Annotated in this window: 17 protein-coding genes; 4 read left to right on the top strand and 13 right to left on the bottom strand. The window is 69.5% G+C overall.

Features of this window, described 5'->3' with window-relative positions; all coding sequences use genetic code 11:
* The 4 genes from GONAM_RS11230 to rimP all read right to left on the bottom strand — a co-directional run.
* The coding region (locus GONAM_RS11230; protein ID WP_006866887.1) for a translation initiation factor IF-2 N-terminal domain-containing protein at positions 1 to 308 on the bottom strand (308 nt) is incomplete at its 3' end.
* 131 nt (positions 309 to 439) lie between these two features.
* A complete protein-coding gene (locus tag GONAM_RS11225; RefSeq protein ID WP_006866886.1) occupies positions 440 to 694 on the bottom strand; it encodes a YlxR family protein in 255 nt (84 codons plus the stop codon).
* A gap of 103 nt (positions 695 to 797) precedes the next feature.
* The gene (gene nusA, locus GONAM_RS11220) at positions 798 to 1,808 is read right to left on the bottom strand and encodes a transcription termination factor NusA (RefSeq protein WP_006866885.1); all 1,011 of its coding nucleotides are present in this window, start codon (positions 1,806 to 1,808) and stop codon (positions 798 to 800) included.
* 66 nt (positions 1,809 to 1,874) lie between these two features.
* Positions 1,875 to 2,444: a ribosome maturation factor RimP gene (gene rimP, locus GONAM_RS11215; RefSeq protein ID WP_006866884.1), complete on the bottom strand. Its 570-nt coding sequence runs from the start codon at positions 2,442 to 2,444 to the stop codon at positions 1,875 to 1,877.
* Positions 2,445 to 2,560: 116 nt separating this feature from the next.
* On the opposite strand from rimP, the gene GONAM_RS11210 reads away from it, so the two are divergent.
* Together GONAM_RS11210 and GONAM_RS11205 are read left to right on the top strand one after the other, a co-directional pair.
* Entirely contained in the window at positions 2,561 to 3,064 is a 504-nt protein-coding gene (locus tag GONAM_RS11210; RefSeq protein WP_051992540.1) for a hypothetical protein, read from the top strand.
* Positions 3,061 to 3,525, top strand: a complete 465-nt coding sequence (locus GONAM_RS11205; RefSeq protein ID WP_006866882.1) for a ferritin-like domain-containing protein — start codon at positions 3,061 to 3,063, stop codon at positions 3,523 to 3,525. The genes GONAM_RS11210 and GONAM_RS11205 overlap by 4 nt, the downstream gene beginning before the upstream one ends.
* A 19-nt stretch (positions 3,526 to 3,544) precedes the next feature.
* Here GONAM_RS11205 and GONAM_RS11200 read toward each other — a convergent pair whose 3' ends face one another.
* A complete protein-coding gene (locus GONAM_RS11200; RefSeq protein WP_006866881.1) occupies positions 3,545 to 5,275 on the bottom strand; it encodes a proline--tRNA ligase in 1,731 nt (576 codons plus the stop codon).
* On the opposite strand from GONAM_RS11200, the gene yaaA reads away from it, so the two are divergent.
* Positions 5,274 to 6,056 (top strand): peroxide stress protein YaaA, encoded by a 783-nt coding sequence (yaaA, locus tag GONAM_RS11195; protein ID WP_006866880.1) that lies wholly within the window; start codon positions 5,274 to 5,276, stop codon positions 6,054 to 6,056. The two genes, GONAM_RS11200 and yaaA, sit on opposite strands and share 2 nt — an antisense overlap.
* Here yaaA and GONAM_RS11190 read toward each other — a convergent pair whose 3' ends face one another.
* The 4 genes from GONAM_RS11190 to GONAM_RS11175 all read right to left on the bottom strand — a co-directional run bounded on the left by GONAM_RS11190 (position 6,057) and on the right by GONAM_RS11175 (position 10,151).
* The gene (locus tag GONAM_RS11190; protein ID WP_040536158.1) at positions 6,057 to 7,556 is read right to left on the bottom strand and encodes a DHA2 family efflux MFS transporter permease subunit; all 1,500 of its coding nucleotides are present in this window, start codon (positions 7,554 to 7,556) and stop codon (positions 6,057 to 6,059) included. It lies immediately after the preceding gene.
* Positions 7,557 to 7,628: 72 nt separating this feature from the next.
* Complete coding sequence (cobA, locus tag GONAM_RS11185) at positions 7,629 to 8,828, bottom strand: uroporphyrinogen-III C-methyltransferase (RefSeq protein ID WP_006866878.1); 1,200 nt, start codon at positions 8,826 to 8,828, stop codon at positions 7,629 to 7,631.
* Between the two features lie 76 nt (positions 8,829 to 8,904).
* A complete protein-coding gene (locus tag GONAM_RS11180; protein ID WP_006866877.1) occupies positions 8,905 to 9,159 on the bottom strand; it encodes a hypothetical protein in 255 nt (84 codons plus the stop codon).
* Entirely contained in the window at positions 9,156 to 10,151 is a 996-nt protein-coding gene (locus GONAM_RS11175) for an acyl-ACP desaturase (RefSeq protein WP_006866876.1), read from the bottom strand. The genes GONAM_RS11180 and GONAM_RS11175 overlap by 4 nt, the downstream gene beginning before the upstream one ends.
* A gap of 208 nt (positions 10,152 to 10,359) precedes the next feature.
* Between GONAM_RS11175 and GONAM_RS11170 the strand changes: the two genes are divergently transcribed.
* Complete coding sequence (locus GONAM_RS11170; protein WP_006866875.1) at positions 10,360 to 11,025, top strand: response regulator; 666 nt, start codon at positions 10,360 to 10,362, stop codon at positions 11,023 to 11,025.
* Here the strand turns inward: GONAM_RS11170 and GONAM_RS11165 are convergent.
* From GONAM_RS11165 to GONAM_RS11150, 4 genes are all read right to left on the bottom strand, one after another.
* Positions 11,022 to 12,653 (bottom strand): GAF domain-containing sensor histidine kinase, encoded by a 1,632-nt coding sequence (locus GONAM_RS11165; protein WP_040536167.1) that lies wholly within the window; start codon positions 12,651 to 12,653, stop codon positions 11,022 to 11,024. The genes GONAM_RS11170 and GONAM_RS11165 overlap by 4 nt on opposite strands.
* Positions 12,650 to 14,101 (bottom strand): cobyrinic acid a,c-diamide synthase CobB, encoded by a 1,452-nt coding sequence (locus tag GONAM_RS11160; RefSeq protein WP_040536163.1) that lies wholly within the window; start codon positions 14,099 to 14,101, stop codon positions 12,650 to 12,652. The genes GONAM_RS11165 and GONAM_RS11160 overlap by 4 nt, the downstream gene beginning before the upstream one ends.
* Before the next feature lie 2 nt (positions 14,102 to 14,103).
* The gene (cobO, locus tag GONAM_RS11155) at positions 14,104 to 14,721 is read right to left on the bottom strand and encodes a cob(I)yrinic acid a,c-diamide adenosyltransferase (RefSeq protein WP_006866872.1); all 618 of its coding nucleotides are present in this window, start codon (positions 14,719 to 14,721) and stop codon (positions 14,104 to 14,106) included.
* Positions 14,722 to 14,745: 24 nt separating this feature from the next.
* The coding region (locus tag GONAM_RS11150; RefSeq protein WP_006866871.1) for a VWA domain-containing protein at positions 14,746 to 15,448 on the bottom strand (703 nt) is incomplete at its 5' end.

The raw sequence follows: 15,448 nt of genomic DNA, 5'->3' as shown, positions 1-15,448 counted from the left end.
CTGGTCTGGGGTCCCGGGGCGGGACGCTCGGCCGGCACTGCCGGGGCGGCACCGGGCTTCGGCGCGCCGGACGGCTTGGGTCCGGGCTTGGCCGACTGGCGAGGAGCGGGTGCCGACGACGATCCGCCGTCCTTGGCTCCCCCGTCCTTGCCGGGGAATGATTCACGCAGTCGACGGGCCACTGGGGCCTCTACCGTCGACGACGCCGATTTGACGAACTCGCCCTGTTCCTTCAGGCGCTCGAGCACCTGCTTGCTCGTCACACCGAGCTCTTTGGCCAGTTCGTGCACGCGGGCTTTGCCTGCCACTGCTCTCCTTTGCTGGAGGCCAAGCGGCTAACCCGCTACGGCCTCGATTTATGTCCGGTACATGCTCATCGTGGGGACTTCACGGTGTGCTCATGTCTTCTGCAACCTGTTCCGGCTCCGAGGAGCCATCTTTAGTGGGTGATCACGCCGAGCTGTTCGGCGAGATCGTCCGGGTCCGCGGTCAGACCGGGGGTCCGGAGTGCCGCGGCGAAGGCCCTGCGTCGCGTCGCGACGGAGATGCACTCCGCCCTCGCATGCAACCAAGCGCCACGTCCCGGCATGGTCTTCGCGGGATCGGCCACGAGCACTGGGGTGCCGTCACGCTGCTGCGCGACGACACGAACCAACTCGGTGGCCTCTGCCCGTTGCCGGCAACCGATACACATCCGTACCGGCCTGTGATTGGTTGACGTGCGGGGGGCGGATCGCTGAACCATCGATCAGTCTAGCGCGACCGGGCGGGTTGCGAACAATCGGCTGCCACTCATGTCACTCGGGTCCCCCCTCGACCGCGGGGGCTGCGTCGGAGCGGATGTCGATCCGCCAACCGGTCAGCCGGGCGGCCAGACGGGCGTTCTGCCCTTCCTTGCCGATGGCGAGGGAGAGCTGATAGTCCGGCACGACGACCCGGGCCGCCTTCGCGGCCGCGTCGACCACGGTGACCGATACAACCTTCGCCGGGGACAGAGCATTCCCGACGAACACACCGGGATCGGAATCGAAGTCGATGATGTCGATCTTCTCGCCGGCCAGTTCGCTCATGACGTTGCGCACACGCTGACCCATCGGGCCGATGCACGCGCCCTTGGCGTTGAGCCCGGCGACACCGGTGTGCACGGCGATCTTGGACCGGTGGCCGGCCTCGCGGGCGACCGCGACGATCTCCACCGAACCGTCCTCGATCTCGGGCACCTCGAGCGAGAACAGCTTGCGGACCAGGTTCGGGTGGGTACGCGACAGCGTGATCTGCGGTCCGCGGGGGCCGCGGCTGACGCCGACGACGTAGCACTTGATGCGGTCGCCGTGGGTGTAGACCTCGCCGGGTACCTGCTCGGCGGGCGGGATGACGCCCTCGGTGCTGTTGGCATCGCTGCCGATCTGCACCACGACCATTCCGCGGGCGTTGGCGCGGGAGTCCTGCTGCACCACGCCGCCGACGATCTCGCCCTCGTGTGCCACCAGGTCGCCGAAGTTCTTCTCGTTCTCGGCGTCGCGGAGGCGCTGCAGGATGACCTGGCGTGCGGTGGTGGCCGCGATCCGGCCGAAGCCCTCGGGGGTGTCGTCCCACTCGTGGACGACGTCACCGTTCTGGTCGAGTTCCTGTGCCATCACGCGGACTGCACCGGACTTGCGGTTGATGTCGACACGCGCATGCGGCGCGAAGCCGTCGGTGTGACGGTAGGCGGTCAGCAGGGCGGTCTCGATGGCGGTGATGACCGTCTCGATCGAGATGCCCTTGTCGGCCTCGATCATGCGCAGTGCGCCGATGTCGATGTTCATGGGGTCTGGCTCCTATTCACTTGTCGCCGCTGTTCACTTGTCACTGCTGTTCAGTTCTTCGGTTGTTCAGTTGTTCAGTTGCGTGCGGTCGCGCGTCCGGCGGCGCTCGATCTCGTCGGCGTCGAGGCCGCAGAGTTCGAGTTCGGCGACGCTCGGCTGCGAGAAGTCGACCTGCACCACGGCTCTCGTCACCGCCTCGAACGGGATGGTCTCCACCGCGATCCGTCCGCGGTGGTTCATCACGATCTCGACGCTGGTCTCGTCGAGCTTGCCGATGCGGCCGGTGAGGGTCCGCTCCTCGCTCCCCTCGACCGGGGCGAGGTCGACGGCGACGCGGCGTCCGGTGTTGCGACGCCAGTGCCGCGGGAGGGTCAGGGGACGATCGACGCCGGGCGAGGTCACCTCGAGGACATAGGGGTCCTCGTCGGCGAGTTCTGGTGCCGCGTCGAGGACCTCGGAGATCCGGTTGGACAGATCGGCGAGAACGTCGAGATCGCTGCCGCCGTCGCGATCGACGACGATCGTCAGTTCGTCCTGGCCGTCGCGTCGGTTGACGGTGACGTCTTCGAGGTCGAAACCTTGCTCTACGACAAGCTTTTCGACGAGTTCACTCACCTGCGGCGGGCTGATCGGCATGCCACTCCCCTCGTCTTCAGTTGTCGGGCCGTGCAGGGTCTCGCACGAAGTTGCTCCGACACATCCTAGTGGATCCCGAGGCATGCCCCGACCACCTTCGTTTCGCGGCTGGCATCATGTGTCGCGTGACCACATTGGATCGGCGCACCGTGCTGCGCGGAGGACTCGTGGCAGGGGTCGCGGTGGCCGGCCTGGGTGCCGTCGGCGTGTCGGGGTGCAGCACCGGACCGTCGGAGGAGGCCAGGACCGCCGAGCGGTTGGTACCGCTCGTGCGCAGTGCCCTCGGCGACGAGAAGAGTGCCCGATCACTCGCCGGCGCCGAGCCGCGATATGCCGCCGCCCTCGCCGTTGTCGCAGACCAACGCGCCGAGCACGCACGGGCGCTGCGTGAGGAGATCATCCGGCTGGACCAGGGCGTCGCGGCCACCATCGACGAACCGGCCCCCTCGGCGGCACCCGCACCGGGCGGACCGCCGACCCTGGTGGGCCTGCGCGCCGGACTCGAGCAGTCCTCCGGCGAGGCGCGCGATGTGGCGATCTCCCTGTCCGGATACCCGGCCGGTCTGGCCGGATCGGTCGCGGCCGCCGTGACCTCGATGCGAGAGGTGCAACTGGCATGACCAGCCCCGTCCCCTCCCCGGCGGCCGACACCGGCGATCCGCTCGTCGTCGCCGCCGACGCCGAGAACGCCGCGATCTTCACCTACGGGGTGATCACCGCATTCGTCGCGGCCGCGCGCCGACGCATGGTCGGCGACTACGCCGCCGAGCACCGCGCCCGCCGGGACGAGATCGACCGGGCCATCACCGCCGCCGGTGGCACACCGCCCCTGGCCGCGGCCGGTTACACGCTTCCGGTGGAGGTCACCGACCCCGAGACCGCCGCTCGGGCAGCCCTCGCGGCAGAGGTCGACTGCACCACCGCATACCGGGCGTTGCTCGAGCAGGCCGACGACGAGCCGGGTCGCCGGATCGGCGTCGACGGTCTGTCGGCTTCTGCGGTCCGCGCCGCCACGTGGCGTGCACTGCTACAGGAAACCCCGGTCACGGTCGCGTTCCCGGGGTCTCCTGTCTCGGGTTGATCAAGAGCAGGGCTGAGTCTCAGCCGCGCGCCGCGGCGACGACCGCGTCCACTGCGCCGTCGACGGCCACCTCGGTGGCCTCACCGGTGAACCGGTCGCGGATCTCGATGGTGCCGTTGGCATAACCGCGTCCGACGACCACGACCGTCGGCATGCCGAGGAGCTCGGCGTCCTTGAACTTCACGCCGGGCGAGGCCTTGCGGTCGTCGAGGAGCACCTCGAGTCCGGCGGCGTCGAGGTCAGCGGCGAGCTGCTCGGCACCGGCGATCGCGGCCTCGTCCTTGTTGGCGATGACCAGGTGAACCGCGAACGGCGCCACGGTCTTCGGCCAGCGCAGTCCCTTGTCGTCGTGCGACTGTTCGGCGATGACCGCCACCAGACGTGACACACCGACTCCGTAGGAGCCCTGGGTCAATCGGACCGGCTTGCCGTTCTCACCGAGTACGTCGACCTCGAAGGCGTCGGTGTACTTCTGCCCGAGCTGGAAGATGTGTCCGATCTCGATCCCCTTGGCGCTCACCAGCTTTCCCGCACCGTCCGGCGACGGGTCGCCGTCGCGCACCTCGGCGGCCTCGATCGTGCCGTCCGGGGTGAAGTCACGGCCGGCGACCAGCCCGAACGTGTGGCGGCCGGGTTCGTCGGCTCCGGTGATCCACGAGGTCCCGTCGACCACGCGGGGGTCGACGAGGTAGCGGACACCGTTGGCCTGCAAGGCCTTCGGACCGATGTACCCCTTCACCAGGAACGGGTTGGCGGCGAAGTCCGCGTCGGTGAGCAGTTCGACCTCGGCCGGCGAGACGGAGGCCTCGAGACGCTTGAGGTCCACCTCGCGGTCGCCGGGCACACCGACGCCGACGATCTCGGGATCCTTGCCCGGCGCATGAAGTTTCACCATCACGTTCTTGAGGGTGTCGGCGGCGGTGTACTCGCCGTCGAGGTTCGCATTGGCCCACTCGACCAGGCTCGCGATGGTCTCGGTACCCGGGGTGTCGTGCACGACCGCCTCGGGCAGGCCGTCGATCGGCTTCGGGTCGGGCGCATGCGTGACGACCGCCTCGACGTTGGCCGCGTAACCCGACTCCAGGCATCGCACGAAGGTGTCCTCGCCGACCTCGGACTCGGCCAAGAACTCCTCGGAGGCGCTGCCACCCATCGCGCCGGAGGTGGCGGAGACGATGACGTACTTGATCTGCAGGCGCTCGAAGATCTTCTGGTAGGCCTCGCGGTGCAGGTTGTAGGCCTTCTTGAGGCCGTCGTCGTCGAGGTCGAAGGAGTAGGCGTCCTTCATCACGAACTCGCGGCCGCGGAGGATGCCCGCGCGCGGACGCTCCTCGTCGCGGTACTTGGTCTGGATCTGGTACAGGATGACCGGCATGTCCTTGTAGGACGAGTATTCGCCCTTGACCAGGGTGGCGAAGAGCTCCTCGTGCGTGGGTCCGAGGAGCATGTCGGCACCCTTGCGGTCCTTGAGGCGGAACAGGGCGTCGCCGTACTCGGTCCAGCGGTTGGTGGCCTCGTACGGTTCGCGCGGCAGCAGCGCCGGCAGCAGGATCTCCTGGCCGCCGATCGCGTTCATCTCCTCGCGCACCACCTTCTCGATGGCCTTGAGCACGCGCAGACCCAGCGGGAGCCAGGAGTAGACGCCGGGCGCGACGCGGCGGACGTAGCCCGCTCTCACCAGCAACTTGTGGCTGGGCACCTCGGCATCGGCCGGGTCGTCGCGCAGGGTCCGCAGGAACAGGGTCGACATGCGTGTGATCACGACAATCCAGCTTAGTTATGGTGTTCCGGTGCTCGTCATCCTCCCTCCCTCCGAGACCAAATCCGACGGTGGGCACGGGGCTCCCCTCGATCTCGACAGCCTGTCGTTTCCCGAGCTGAATCCTGTCCGCAAACGGATCGGCGAGGCCATCGTCGACCTCGCCGGCGACCTCGACGCCAGCCGCAAGGCACTCGGCCTGGGCGCCACCCAACTCTCCGAGGTGGACCGCAACGCCGACCTGTGGCTCTCCCCCACCCGGCCGGCCATCGAGCGCTACACCGGCGTCCTCTACGACGCCCTCGACCACGCCTCGCTCACCAAGGCGGGCAAGACCAAGGCCGCCGCACGTCTGGCCATCGGCTCGGCCCTGTTCGGTGTGGTGCGTGCCGCCGACGCGATTCCCGCCTACCGGCTGTCGGGTGGATCGAAGCTGCCCGGCATGCCGACGCTGGCGTCGATCTGGAAACCGGAGCTGTCGCCCGCACTCGACGCGGTGGAGGACTTCGTCGTGGACCTGCGCTCGGGGGTGTACCAGCAGCTCGGCCCGGTCGAGGGTGCGGTCACCGCGACGGTGATGACCGAACAGCCCGACGGCTCACGCAAGGTCGTGAGTCACTTCAACAAGCACTACAAGGGCCTGATGGCGCGCGAACTGGTGCGCACACGACGCAACGTGCGCGACATCGACGGTCTGGCCGCGGTCCTGTCCGACGCCGGTCAACGCGTCGAGATCGCCGCACCCGACCAGATCGTCGTCATCACCGACTGATCACTCGACGCCGGCGTCGGCTGCTTCCTGGGCGGCCTGCCCCTCGGCGACCTGTTCCGGGGTGAATCGCATGAACAGCACGACGACCGCGGCGATGACCGCGATGCCGGCGCAGGCCGCGAACGCGAGACCGTAGCCCTCCGCCTGCGCGGCCAGCTGTGCCGGGTTCATCGTCTCGACGGGTGCGGTGGTGCCGCCCTTGGACAGCGCCCGCGACGTCACCATCGCACCGACGACGACGAGGCCGACCGCACCGCCGAGGTTCTGCGCGACCTGCGCGAGCGCGGTCAGCGGACCGATCTCATTGGGTCCGACTCCGGCCACCACCGACAGGGTCAGCGGGATGACGGCGAGGCCCACGCCGAAGCCGATCACGATGACCGGCAGGAAGATCCCCGGGAAGTAATCGGGGGCGTCGGTGGCGATCGACGAGGCGTAGAAGCAGCCGGCGAGGATGACCGCGCCGCCGACCAGGACCAGCCAGCGCGGCTGGATCATCAGCGCGAGCTTCGACGCGATCGCCGCGGCGATACCCAGTCCGAAGGCGAAGGGCACGACGGCGAGACCGCTCTGGATCGGCGAGTACTTCAGGATTCCCTGCAGGTACAGCGAGATGAAGACCGCCATGCACATCATGATCATGCTGGCGAACAGGATCGCCCCGAGCGCCGCGACGCGAGAGGCGTTGTCGAACAGCGAGAACGGCAGGATCGGGTTGGCGGCGCGGCGCTCGACCACCACGAAGGCGATGAGCGCCAGCACGCCGAGCACGAACGAGCCGATGACGACGGGCGAACCCCAACCGTTGGGACCCTCGTTGACGCCGAGCACCAGCAGGGTGCAGCCGAGGGTGCCGAGCACCGCGCCGGGGACGTCGAGCGGCAGACGCTCACCCTGCGATTCGCGCAGCGCGATGATCGCCCCGATCACGACGACCAGGCCGATGGGCACGTTGATGAGGAACACGAGTCGCCAGGACACCTCGGTCAGCACGCCGCCCAGGATCAGGCCGGCGACCGAGCCGACGCCGGTCATCGCCGCATAGATGGCGAAGGCCTGGCTGCGGGGTTTGCCCGGCGCGAACGTGGTCGCGACCAGGGCCATCGCGGTCGGGGCGGCGATCGCGGCCGACGCCCCCTGCAGCGCTCGGCCGACGATCAGGCTCCCCTCGTTCCACGCGAGACCGCACAGGAGTGAGGTCAGGGTGAAGGCCACGACGCCGACGATGAACATCCGCTTGCGGCCGAAGGTGTCGCCGAGGCGGCCACCGAGCAGCATCAGTCCGCCGAAGGCCAGGACGTAGCTGGAGATGACCCAGTTGGCGCTCGACTCGGAGAGGCTGAGGGCGTCGCGAATCCGTGGGAGGGCCAGCGCCGCGACGGTGCCGTCGAGCACCATGAGCAGCTGCATTCCGGACAGCACCAGGATCGGCAGTCCGAAGACCGGACGGAACTGGGAGGTGTCCACAGTTCCAGCGTGCACGGATCCGGGATTCGACATAAGGCACGACGGTACCGGCCGAGCGCGCCGATGTGCCAATCCCCGTTGGTTCGATGTCCCGGATCGTGCGGTTCAGGCGCCTTCGGTGAACGCGGCCACCTGGCCGATGACGACGATGGCCGGCGGTCGCAACCCCTCGGCCTCGGCGACCTCGGCGGCATGCGCGAGATCGGTCCGCAGCAGTCGCTGTGTCGGCAGCGATCCGTTCTCGATCATGGCGACCGGGGTGTCGGCGGGCCGGCCGCCCTCGAGGAGGGCATCGGCGAAGACGTCGACGCGTTCGACAGCCATCATCAGCACGAGCGTGCCGCGCAGCTTGCCCATCGCCGACCAGTCGATCAGCGAGTCGGGGTGCCCGGGCGGGACGTGGCCGGAGGCGATGACCACCTCGTGGGTGACGCCGCGGTGGGTCACCGGGATGCCGGCCGACGCAGGTGCGGCGATCGAGCTGCTGATGCCCGGCACCACGGTGACCGGTACACCGGCGGCGACGCAGGCCTGCAGCTCCTCGAAGCCGCGACCGTAGACATAGGGGTCGCCGCCCTTGAGCCGGACGACGAACTTGCCCTCCCTGGCGCGCGCCACGAGGACGTCGTTGATGGCCTCCTGCTTCATCGCGCGGCCGTAGGGAACCTTGGCGGCGTCGATGATCTCGACCTGCGGGCCGAGTGATTCGAGCAGTTCGGCCGGCGCGAGACGGTCGGCGACGACGACGTCGGCCTCGGCGAGCAGTCGCTGACCCCGCACGGTGATGAGGTCGGGATCTCCGGGACCTCCGCCGACCAGCGCGACACCCGGGGCGTGCGGCTCGACGTCGTCGACGGTCAGCGAGCCCTCGGCCAAGGCGCGGCTGATCGCGGCGCGCAACGCGGCCGACAGCTTGTGATCGCCACCGGCTAGGACGCCGAACTGGACGTCGCGGTGCCGGGCGGACGCCGGGGTGACCGCGGTTCCGTACTGTGCGTCGTCGGCGCGCACGCAGAAGGTGTGGCGGCGCTCGGCCTCGGCGACGACCGCCGCGTTGACCGCCGGGTCGTCGGTGCAGGCCATGACGTACCAGGCACCTTCGAGGTCGCCGTCGGCGTACGCGCGGCGGGTCACGGTGATGCCCTGGAACGACTCGACGGCCGGCGTCGGGTCGATGGCGATGACGTGCACGTCGGCTCCGGCCGCGATGAGGTTCGGCAGCCGACGCTGCGCGACGGAACCGCCGCCCACGACGACCACCCTGCGGCCCGCGAGGTCGAGGCCCACGAGGTAGTGACCAGACATGGGACGGAACACTACCGGGCGGCCGCCACGTCCCCGGCGCCCGCCGGTGTGATCTACAGCTGCCCGCCGGCCCGGTCTAGAGCGGCAGTTCCCCGGTACGGCGGATGTGGGCCCAGACGTCGGCGGCCGGCACACCGAGCCGGTGCGCGGCCGACTGCAACAGCGCCCCGAGCAGCTTGGAACTGCAGTAGGAGGCGTCGAGCACGTCGTCGGCGCTCATGCGGATCTCGTTCCACCACGCCGGGTTCCGGTCGGCGGCCGCCTCGGCCATCGAGATCGCCGTGGCGAAACCGCGATCGCAGTCCACCCGCGCCGGCTGTGTGTTCGTCATGCGCGACCCCGGGCCCGCTCGCGCTGCAGGGCACGCTCGCGCGAGGCCTCGAACTTCTCGACCTTGACGTTCATGTCCTCGAGGAAGGCGGCGAGCTGTTCGCGGTAGTGCTCACCGAGCGGACCGAAGTCCTCGCGTTCGAAGATGCGCCACTTACGCAGCACCGGCATGACCACCTCGGACATGTGCTGCGGCAGGTCGTAGATGCCGCCCTTGGCGATGAGCACCGCGTTGCGCCGGAAGTTCGGCATGGTGGCGCCGGGCATCTGGAAGTTGGAGACGATCGCGTAGATCGCGGCCATCGTCTGGTCGGGCACCAGGTCGAGGGCGCCGGCGACGATGTTGCGGTAGAAGAGCATGTGCAGGTTCTCGTCGGCCGCCACGCGCTGCAGCATGCGGTCGGCGATCGGGTCGCCGCAGGCCTTTCCGGTGTTGCGGTGCGAGACGCGGGTGGCGAGTTCCTGGAAGCTGACATAGGCGACGGCATAGAGCATGTCGAAGCTGTGGTCGCGCTGTCCGTCGTCCTCGGGCAGCGGGTTGAAGCCCGACGTCATGTGGGCCATGCGGATCTCTTCGAGCTCGACCGGGTCTACACCGCGGGTGACGACGAGGTAGTCGCGCATGACCACCGAGTGGCGGTTCTCCTCGGCGGTCCACCGGCCGACCCACCAGCCCCACGCGTCGTCGAGACTGAAGTTCTGGGCGATGACCCGGTGGTACGACGGCAGGTTGTCCTCGGTGAGCAGGTTGGTGATCATCGCGGCCTTGGCGGTCTCCGACAGCTGCGACTGTTCCGGGTCCCAGTCGATGCCGCCGAGCATCGCGAAGTTGCGGCCGGAGTCCCACGGCACGTAATCGTGCGGATGCCAGTCCTTGGTCATCCGCATGTGACGCTCCACCTCGGTCTCGCACACGGGTAGCAGTTCGCGCAGCAGGTCCGATCCGGTCATCCCGCTGTTGGTCAGTTCCGGGGGTCCGATGAGGGTGGTCACGTGCTCTCCTGGTCCGAAGGTCGGGTGGGACAGGCGGATCGAGAATCCGTCGACAACCACTGTGCGCGCCGGGGCGGGTGTTGCTCGTGGGGAGAAAGTCCCGCTTCGATGGGGGCAGACGTCGCGAATAGGGCCGGGACCCTGTCGCGGCCGACACAACGCCCGGTTGTGAGTTCTCGCAGCTGAGAAGGTCCGGTACGTTCAGATCATGGCTGACGATTCGACCCCCACACCGGTTCGCGTCTACCTCGTCGACGACCACGAACTCGTCCGACGCGGACTCCGCGACCTCCTCGGCACCGCAGACGACATCGAGGTCGTCGGTGAGGCGGCATCGGTCGGTGAGGCCCTCGTCGGCATCCTCGCGACCAAGCCCGACGTGGCCGTGCTCGACGTCCGGTTGCCCGACGGCAACGGTGTCGAACTCTGCCGCGATGTCCGTGCCGCCGAACCGGACGTGAAGTGCCTGATGCTGACGAGTTACGCCGACGACGACGCCCTGCTCGCCGCGGTGCTCGCCGGAGCGTCGGGCTTCGTGCTCAAGCAGATCCTCGGCCACAACCTCGTGGCCGCGGTCCGCACCGTCGGACAGGGTGGTTCGCTGCTCGACGACCGGTCGACCGCCGCCCTGCTGGCGAAGCTGCGCGACGGCAGGCAGGAGGAGAAGGACCCGCTGGCCGAGCTGACCCATCAGGAACGCGAGGTGTTCAACCTCATCGGCGAGGGTCTGACGAACCGCCAGATCGCCGAGCGGATGTTCTTGGCGGAGAAGACGATCAAGAACTACGTGTCCCGCATCCTCGGCAAGCTGGACATGCAGCGCCGCACCCAGGTCGCGGTGATGGCGACCAAGCTGCGTGACGGCAGGAACTAGCCGGTCAAGGGTACCGACCAGGTCAGCGTCGTCCCGCCCTCCTCGCGGTTGCCGCGCGGGCGGGTCACGACACTGAACGTCCCGTCGCATTCCTCGGCGCGGCGGGTCAGGTTCTCCAGCCCGCGATAGGTGACGTCGGTGCCGATACCGACCCCGTCGTCGGTGATCTCGACCGTCAGCACGTCGTCGGCACGGACCGCGACGGCGATGTGTTCGGCCTGCGCGTGCCGCAGCGCGTTGCTCAGCCCTTCGCGCAGCACCGCGTCGATATGGGGTCCCAGCGTGTCCGGCACCACGGTGTCCACGGGGCCGTCGAACTGGACGCTCGGCGAGATCGACGCGTGCCCGGACAGTTCGGAGACGATGTCGAGGACGCGGCGCCGCAGGGTCGACCCGTCGGCACCGGCGGTGACCGTCTGCAGGTCGAAGATCGACGTCCGGATCTGCGCGATCGTGCGATCGAGGTCGGTCATGATCTGTTCGAGCCGCGCGGTGGCGGCGGCGGGATCGGTCGACCCGGCCAGAAGCGTCTGCACCGACATGCCCACGGCGAACAGTCGCTGGATCACGTGGTCGTGCAGGTCGCGCGCGATGCGGTGGCGGTCCTCGAGCACCTCGAGGTCGCGGGCGATCTGCTGCTGCTCGGCGTAGACGACGGCCAATGAGGCGATCTCGGCGACGCCCGCCAGTCCGGCGATCTCCTCGGAATCCCAGTGCGGGCGGTTGCGGTGGGTGATGATCATCCAGCCGAAGGCGCCCGAGGCCCGCTGCAGCGGCTGCACGGTCGTCCAGCGGGCGCCCCGACGCACCAGCGACGGCGCGATGGTTCCGGCGCGCAGGACGGTGATCGCGTTCGCATGCGGTGCGGTGAAGCTGTCGATGTCGATCCGCTCTCCCGTGTGACCGCGCAACTCCACCTTGCCGTCGAGTTCGGTGAGGAGGAATACGTCGACCGCACCCACCAGGTCGGCGACGTCCACACACATCCGGGACATGGTGTCCGACAGGGCGATACCGGCGAGCGGCTCCGACCCGCGGCGCGCCAGCACCTGCATCCACTGGTGTCGGGTGCGGGCCCGTTCGAAGAGTCCGGCGTTGTCGATGGCGATACCGGCGGCCACCGCGAGCACCGCGACGACCGTCTCGTCGACCTCGGAGAAGTCGTCGGCCGAGCGCTTCTCGGTGAGGTAGATACTGCCGAAGACCTCCCCGCGCACCAGGATCGGCGCACCGAGGAAGGTGCGCATCGGCGGGTGGTTGGGCGGGAACCCGACCGAGGTCGGATGCGACCCGAGGTCGTGGATGCGGTGCAGCCGCGGGTCGTCGATCAGCAGACCCAATACGCCACGGCCGACCGGCAGGTGACCCATCGTCGACCGCTGCGCCTCGGTGATCCCGATGTGGACGAACTCGCTCAGACCGCCGTCGGGACCGCGGACCCCCAGCGCGCCGTACTGCGCGTCCACCAGACCGGCGGCCACCTCGACGATGCGCTGCAGGGCACGGTCGAGTTCGACGCCCTGACCGACCACGAGCACGGCCTCGAGCAGCTGGCGCAACAGTTCGGGGTCGTCCGCGCCGTGGGTCGCCAGGGCGTCGAGGGTCTCGCGGAGTCGGCGTGCCGTCATGGGCGAGCCCGCATCGAGGAGTTTGTCGGCATCGTCCACGACGAGGAGCCTACTCGGGACACGAAGCGGTACAGCGACTCCGGGATGGCCGCCGGGTGCAGGTGCAGATACGACGCGTGGACCGCATCGGTGACGACGCCGTCGGTGGCGGGCCGCCCCTCGACGTCGCGCCACGCCCACGCGGGCGACGTCGTGTCCCCGACATGCACGGTGCTTCGGTGGAATTCGTGTCCGGTGACGCGCTCGCCGGCACGGAACAGCACCGAGTCGCCGACGGCGACGGCGTCGCGGTAGCCGAGAGTCAGCTTCGGTCCGAAGCTGCCGGTGATGTCGAGGACTCCGCTCATCGGGCGGTCGTCGAGGCGGTCGGCCAGGTAGACCAGACCGGCGCATTCGGCGTGGATCGGCCGGCCCGCGGCCGCGTGTGCACGCAGGTCGGCCCGCAGTTCGTGGTTGGCGCCGAGTTCCTCGGCGTGTTCCTCCGGGAAGCCGCCGCCGATCACGACGCCGGCGGTGTCCGGCGGAAGCCGGTCGCACAGCGGGTCGAACGCGACGACCTCGGCGCCCGCGGCCTGCAGCATCTCGGCGTGTTCGGCGTAGCCGAAGGTGAACGCCGCTCCGCCGGCGACCGCGACGACGGGCCGCGTAGCCGAGGCGGGTGTGCCGTCGAGAAAGGGAGCGAGGGCCTCGGCCGCCGACCAGGGCGCGACGTCGGGGATCCGACGCTGCCGGGCCGCGGCCACGATCGCCGGCAGGTCGAGTGCGTCGCGGAGGTGAGCGGTCATCGACGCGACGGCAGCGACCGCGTCGGCGCTGCGCTCGGCAGCGGGGATGAGTCCGAGGTGTCGGGACGGCACGGTCAGCGACGGGTCGCGACGCAGCACGCCGAAGACCGGGACGCCGACGCGGGCGCACGCCTGGCGCAGCACCATCTCGTGCCGCGGCGAGCCGACCCGGTTGAGGATGACGCCGGCGATGTGGACCGACGAGTCGTAGGACAGGAACCCGTGTAGCACCGCGGCGAGTGACTGACTGTGCCCACCTGCGTCGACGACCAGCACCACGGGTGCACCGATGATCGACGCGACGTGTGCGGTCGAACCGACACCGAGCGCGTCGGTGCCGGCGGCGTCGGGGTCGTCGCTGGTGATGCGGCCGTCGAACAGCCCCATCACACCCTCGACGACGGCGATGTCGGCGCCGGCCGAACCGTGGGCGAACAGTGGTGCGATCAGGTCCTCCCCCACCAGATTCGGGTCCAGGTTGCGGCCCGGGCGCCCGGCGGCGACGGCGTGGTAGCCGGGGTCGATGTAGTCGGGACCGACCTTGAACGGGGCGACCCGGTGACCGGCCGCGCGCAACGCGCCGATGAGTCCTGTCGTCACCGTCGTCTTACCGCTGCCCGAGGACGGGGCAGCGATCACGACCGCCGGTGTCGCACGGGACATGGTCACCACTCGATGCCCTTCTGGCCCTTGCGGCCGGCATCCATCGGATGAGCGATCTTGCGCATCTCGGTCACGAGATCGGCGGCGCCGACGAGCGCCTGTGGTGCGCGACGGCCGGTGATGACGACGTGCTGACGTCCGGGGCGTCGGGCGAGCGTCTCGATGACCTCGTCGGTGTCGACCCAGCCCCAGTCGAGCGGGTAGGTGAACTCGTCGAGCACGTAGAAGTCGTGTTCGCCGGCGTCGAGCCGACGGGCGATCTCGGCCCAGCCGGCGCGCGCCGCGCCGGCATGGTCGTCGGCGTGCTCGGTGTTGGCCCGCAACCACGACCATCCCTGGCCCATCTTGTGCCACTCCACCGGACCGCCGGCGCCGGTGTCGATGTGGCACTGGCCGAGAGCCAGCAACGCCGACTCCTCCCCGACCTTCCACTTGGCGCTCTTCACGAACTGGAAGACCGCGACCCGCAGACCGGCGTTCCAGGCGCGCATGGCCATGCCGAAGGCGGCGGTGGACTTCCCCTTGCCGTCACCGGTGTGCACGGCCAGCACGGGCTGGTTCCGGCGCTGGCGGGTGGTCAGGCCGTCGTCGGGAACCGAGGCGGGAACCCCTTGGGGCACTGGATGTCTCCTTTGTAGCGGGACTCAGGCAGCACCGCGGGTCAGCGCGGTCGCGGACAGTTCGTCCATGGTCAGCAATTCGGCGCCGAGGTGAGAGGCGAGGTCGGCGGCGAGGCCGAGCCGCACCATCCCCTGTTCGCAGTCGACGACCACCGACTCGATGCTCCGGCGTCGGATCGCCGACGCCGTGACCCGCGCCCGTGCCGGGGCATCCCGGCCGGAGGTGGCCCGACCGTCGGTGAGGACGACGAGGAGCGGCCGACGGTTCGGTTCGGTGCGGCGGCATCGTTCGACGACGTCGCCGGCCAGGGTCAGCCCCTCGGCCAGCGGTGTCCGACCACCGGTGCGGATCTCGGCGAGGCGGCGCACCGCGATGTCGACCGACTTGGTGGGCGGCACGGCCAAGGTCGCGGTACCGCCGCGTGCGACGACCACGGCGACCCGGTCACGTCGCGTGTAGGAGTCCCGCAGCATCTCGACGCACAGTTCCGCGACCGCGGAGAGGCGGCGGCGGGCGGTCATCGATCCGCTCAGGTCCACTACGAAGACGACGAGGTTGGATTCCTGGCCGATGCGTTCGGCGGCGCGCAGGTCGGGTGCGGCGATCCGGACCGACGACTGGGGTGCCCGGCCCGCCGCGGCGAGGACGGTGGCGAACAGGTGCACCGGCCGGCCGTCGGCGAAGTCGACGGCGTGGGTCGTGTGCCCGCGCCGGCTGCGCGCCCTC

It is taken from the genome of Gordonia namibiensis NBRC 108229, assembly GCF_000298235.1.
GTDB classification, from domain to species: Bacteria; Actinomycetota; Actinomycetes; order Mycobacteriales; family Mycobacteriaceae; genus Gordonia; species Gordonia namibiensis.
This window is presented reverse-complemented; position numbering and strand designations above follow the sequence as displayed.

Bases quoted from the DNA above. Each gene is read 5' to 3' on its own strand.
- GONAM_RS11225 (WP_006866886.1), bottom strand. From the start codon at position 694: ATGTGTATCGGTTGCCGGCAACGGGCAGAGGCCACCGAGTTGGTTCGT.
- nusA (WP_006866885.1), bottom strand. From the start codon at position 1,808: ATGAACATCGACATCGGCGCACTGCGCATGATCGAGGCCGACAAGGGC.
- rimP (WP_006866884.1), bottom strand. From the start codon at position 2,444: ATGCCGATCAGCCCGCCGCAGGTGAGTGAACTCGTCGAAAAGCTTGTC.
- GONAM_RS11210 (WP_051992540.1), top strand. From the start codon at position 2,561: ATGTGTCGCGTGACCACATTGGATCGGCGCACCGTGCTGCGCGGAGGA.
- GONAM_RS11205 (WP_006866882.1), top strand. From the start codon at position 3,061: ATGACCAGCCCCGTCCCCTCCCCGGCGGCCGACACCGGCGATCCGCTC.
- yaaA (WP_006866880.1), top strand. From the start codon at position 5,274: ATGCGTGTGATCACGACAATCCAGCTTAGTTATGGTGTTCCGGTGCTC.
- GONAM_RS11200 (WP_006866881.1), bottom strand. From the start codon at position 5,275: ATGTCGACCCTGTTCCTGCGGACCCTGCGCGACGACCCGGCCGATGCC.
- GONAM_RS11190 (WP_040536158.1), bottom strand. From the start codon at position 7,556: ATGTCGAATCCCGGATCCGTGCACGCTGGAACTGTGGACACCTCCCAG.
- cobA (WP_006866878.1), bottom strand. From the start codon at position 8,828: ATGTCTGGTCACTACCTCGTGGGCCTCGACCTCGCGGGCCGCAGGGTG.
- GONAM_RS11180 (WP_006866877.1), bottom strand. From the start codon at position 9,159: ATGACGAACACACAGCCGGCGCGGGTGGACTGCGATCGCGGTTTCGCC.
- GONAM_RS11170 (WP_006866875.1), top strand. From the start codon at position 10,360: ATGGCTGACGATTCGACCCCCACACCGGTTCGCGTCTACCTCGTCGAC.
- GONAM_RS11165 (WP_040536167.1), bottom strand. From the start codon at position 12,653: ATGACGGCACGCCGACTCCGCGAGACCCTCGACGCCCTGGCGACCCAC.
- GONAM_RS11160 (WP_040536163.1), bottom strand. From the start codon at position 14,101: ATGTCCCGTGCGACACCGGCGGTCGTGATCGCTGCCCCGTCCTCGGGC.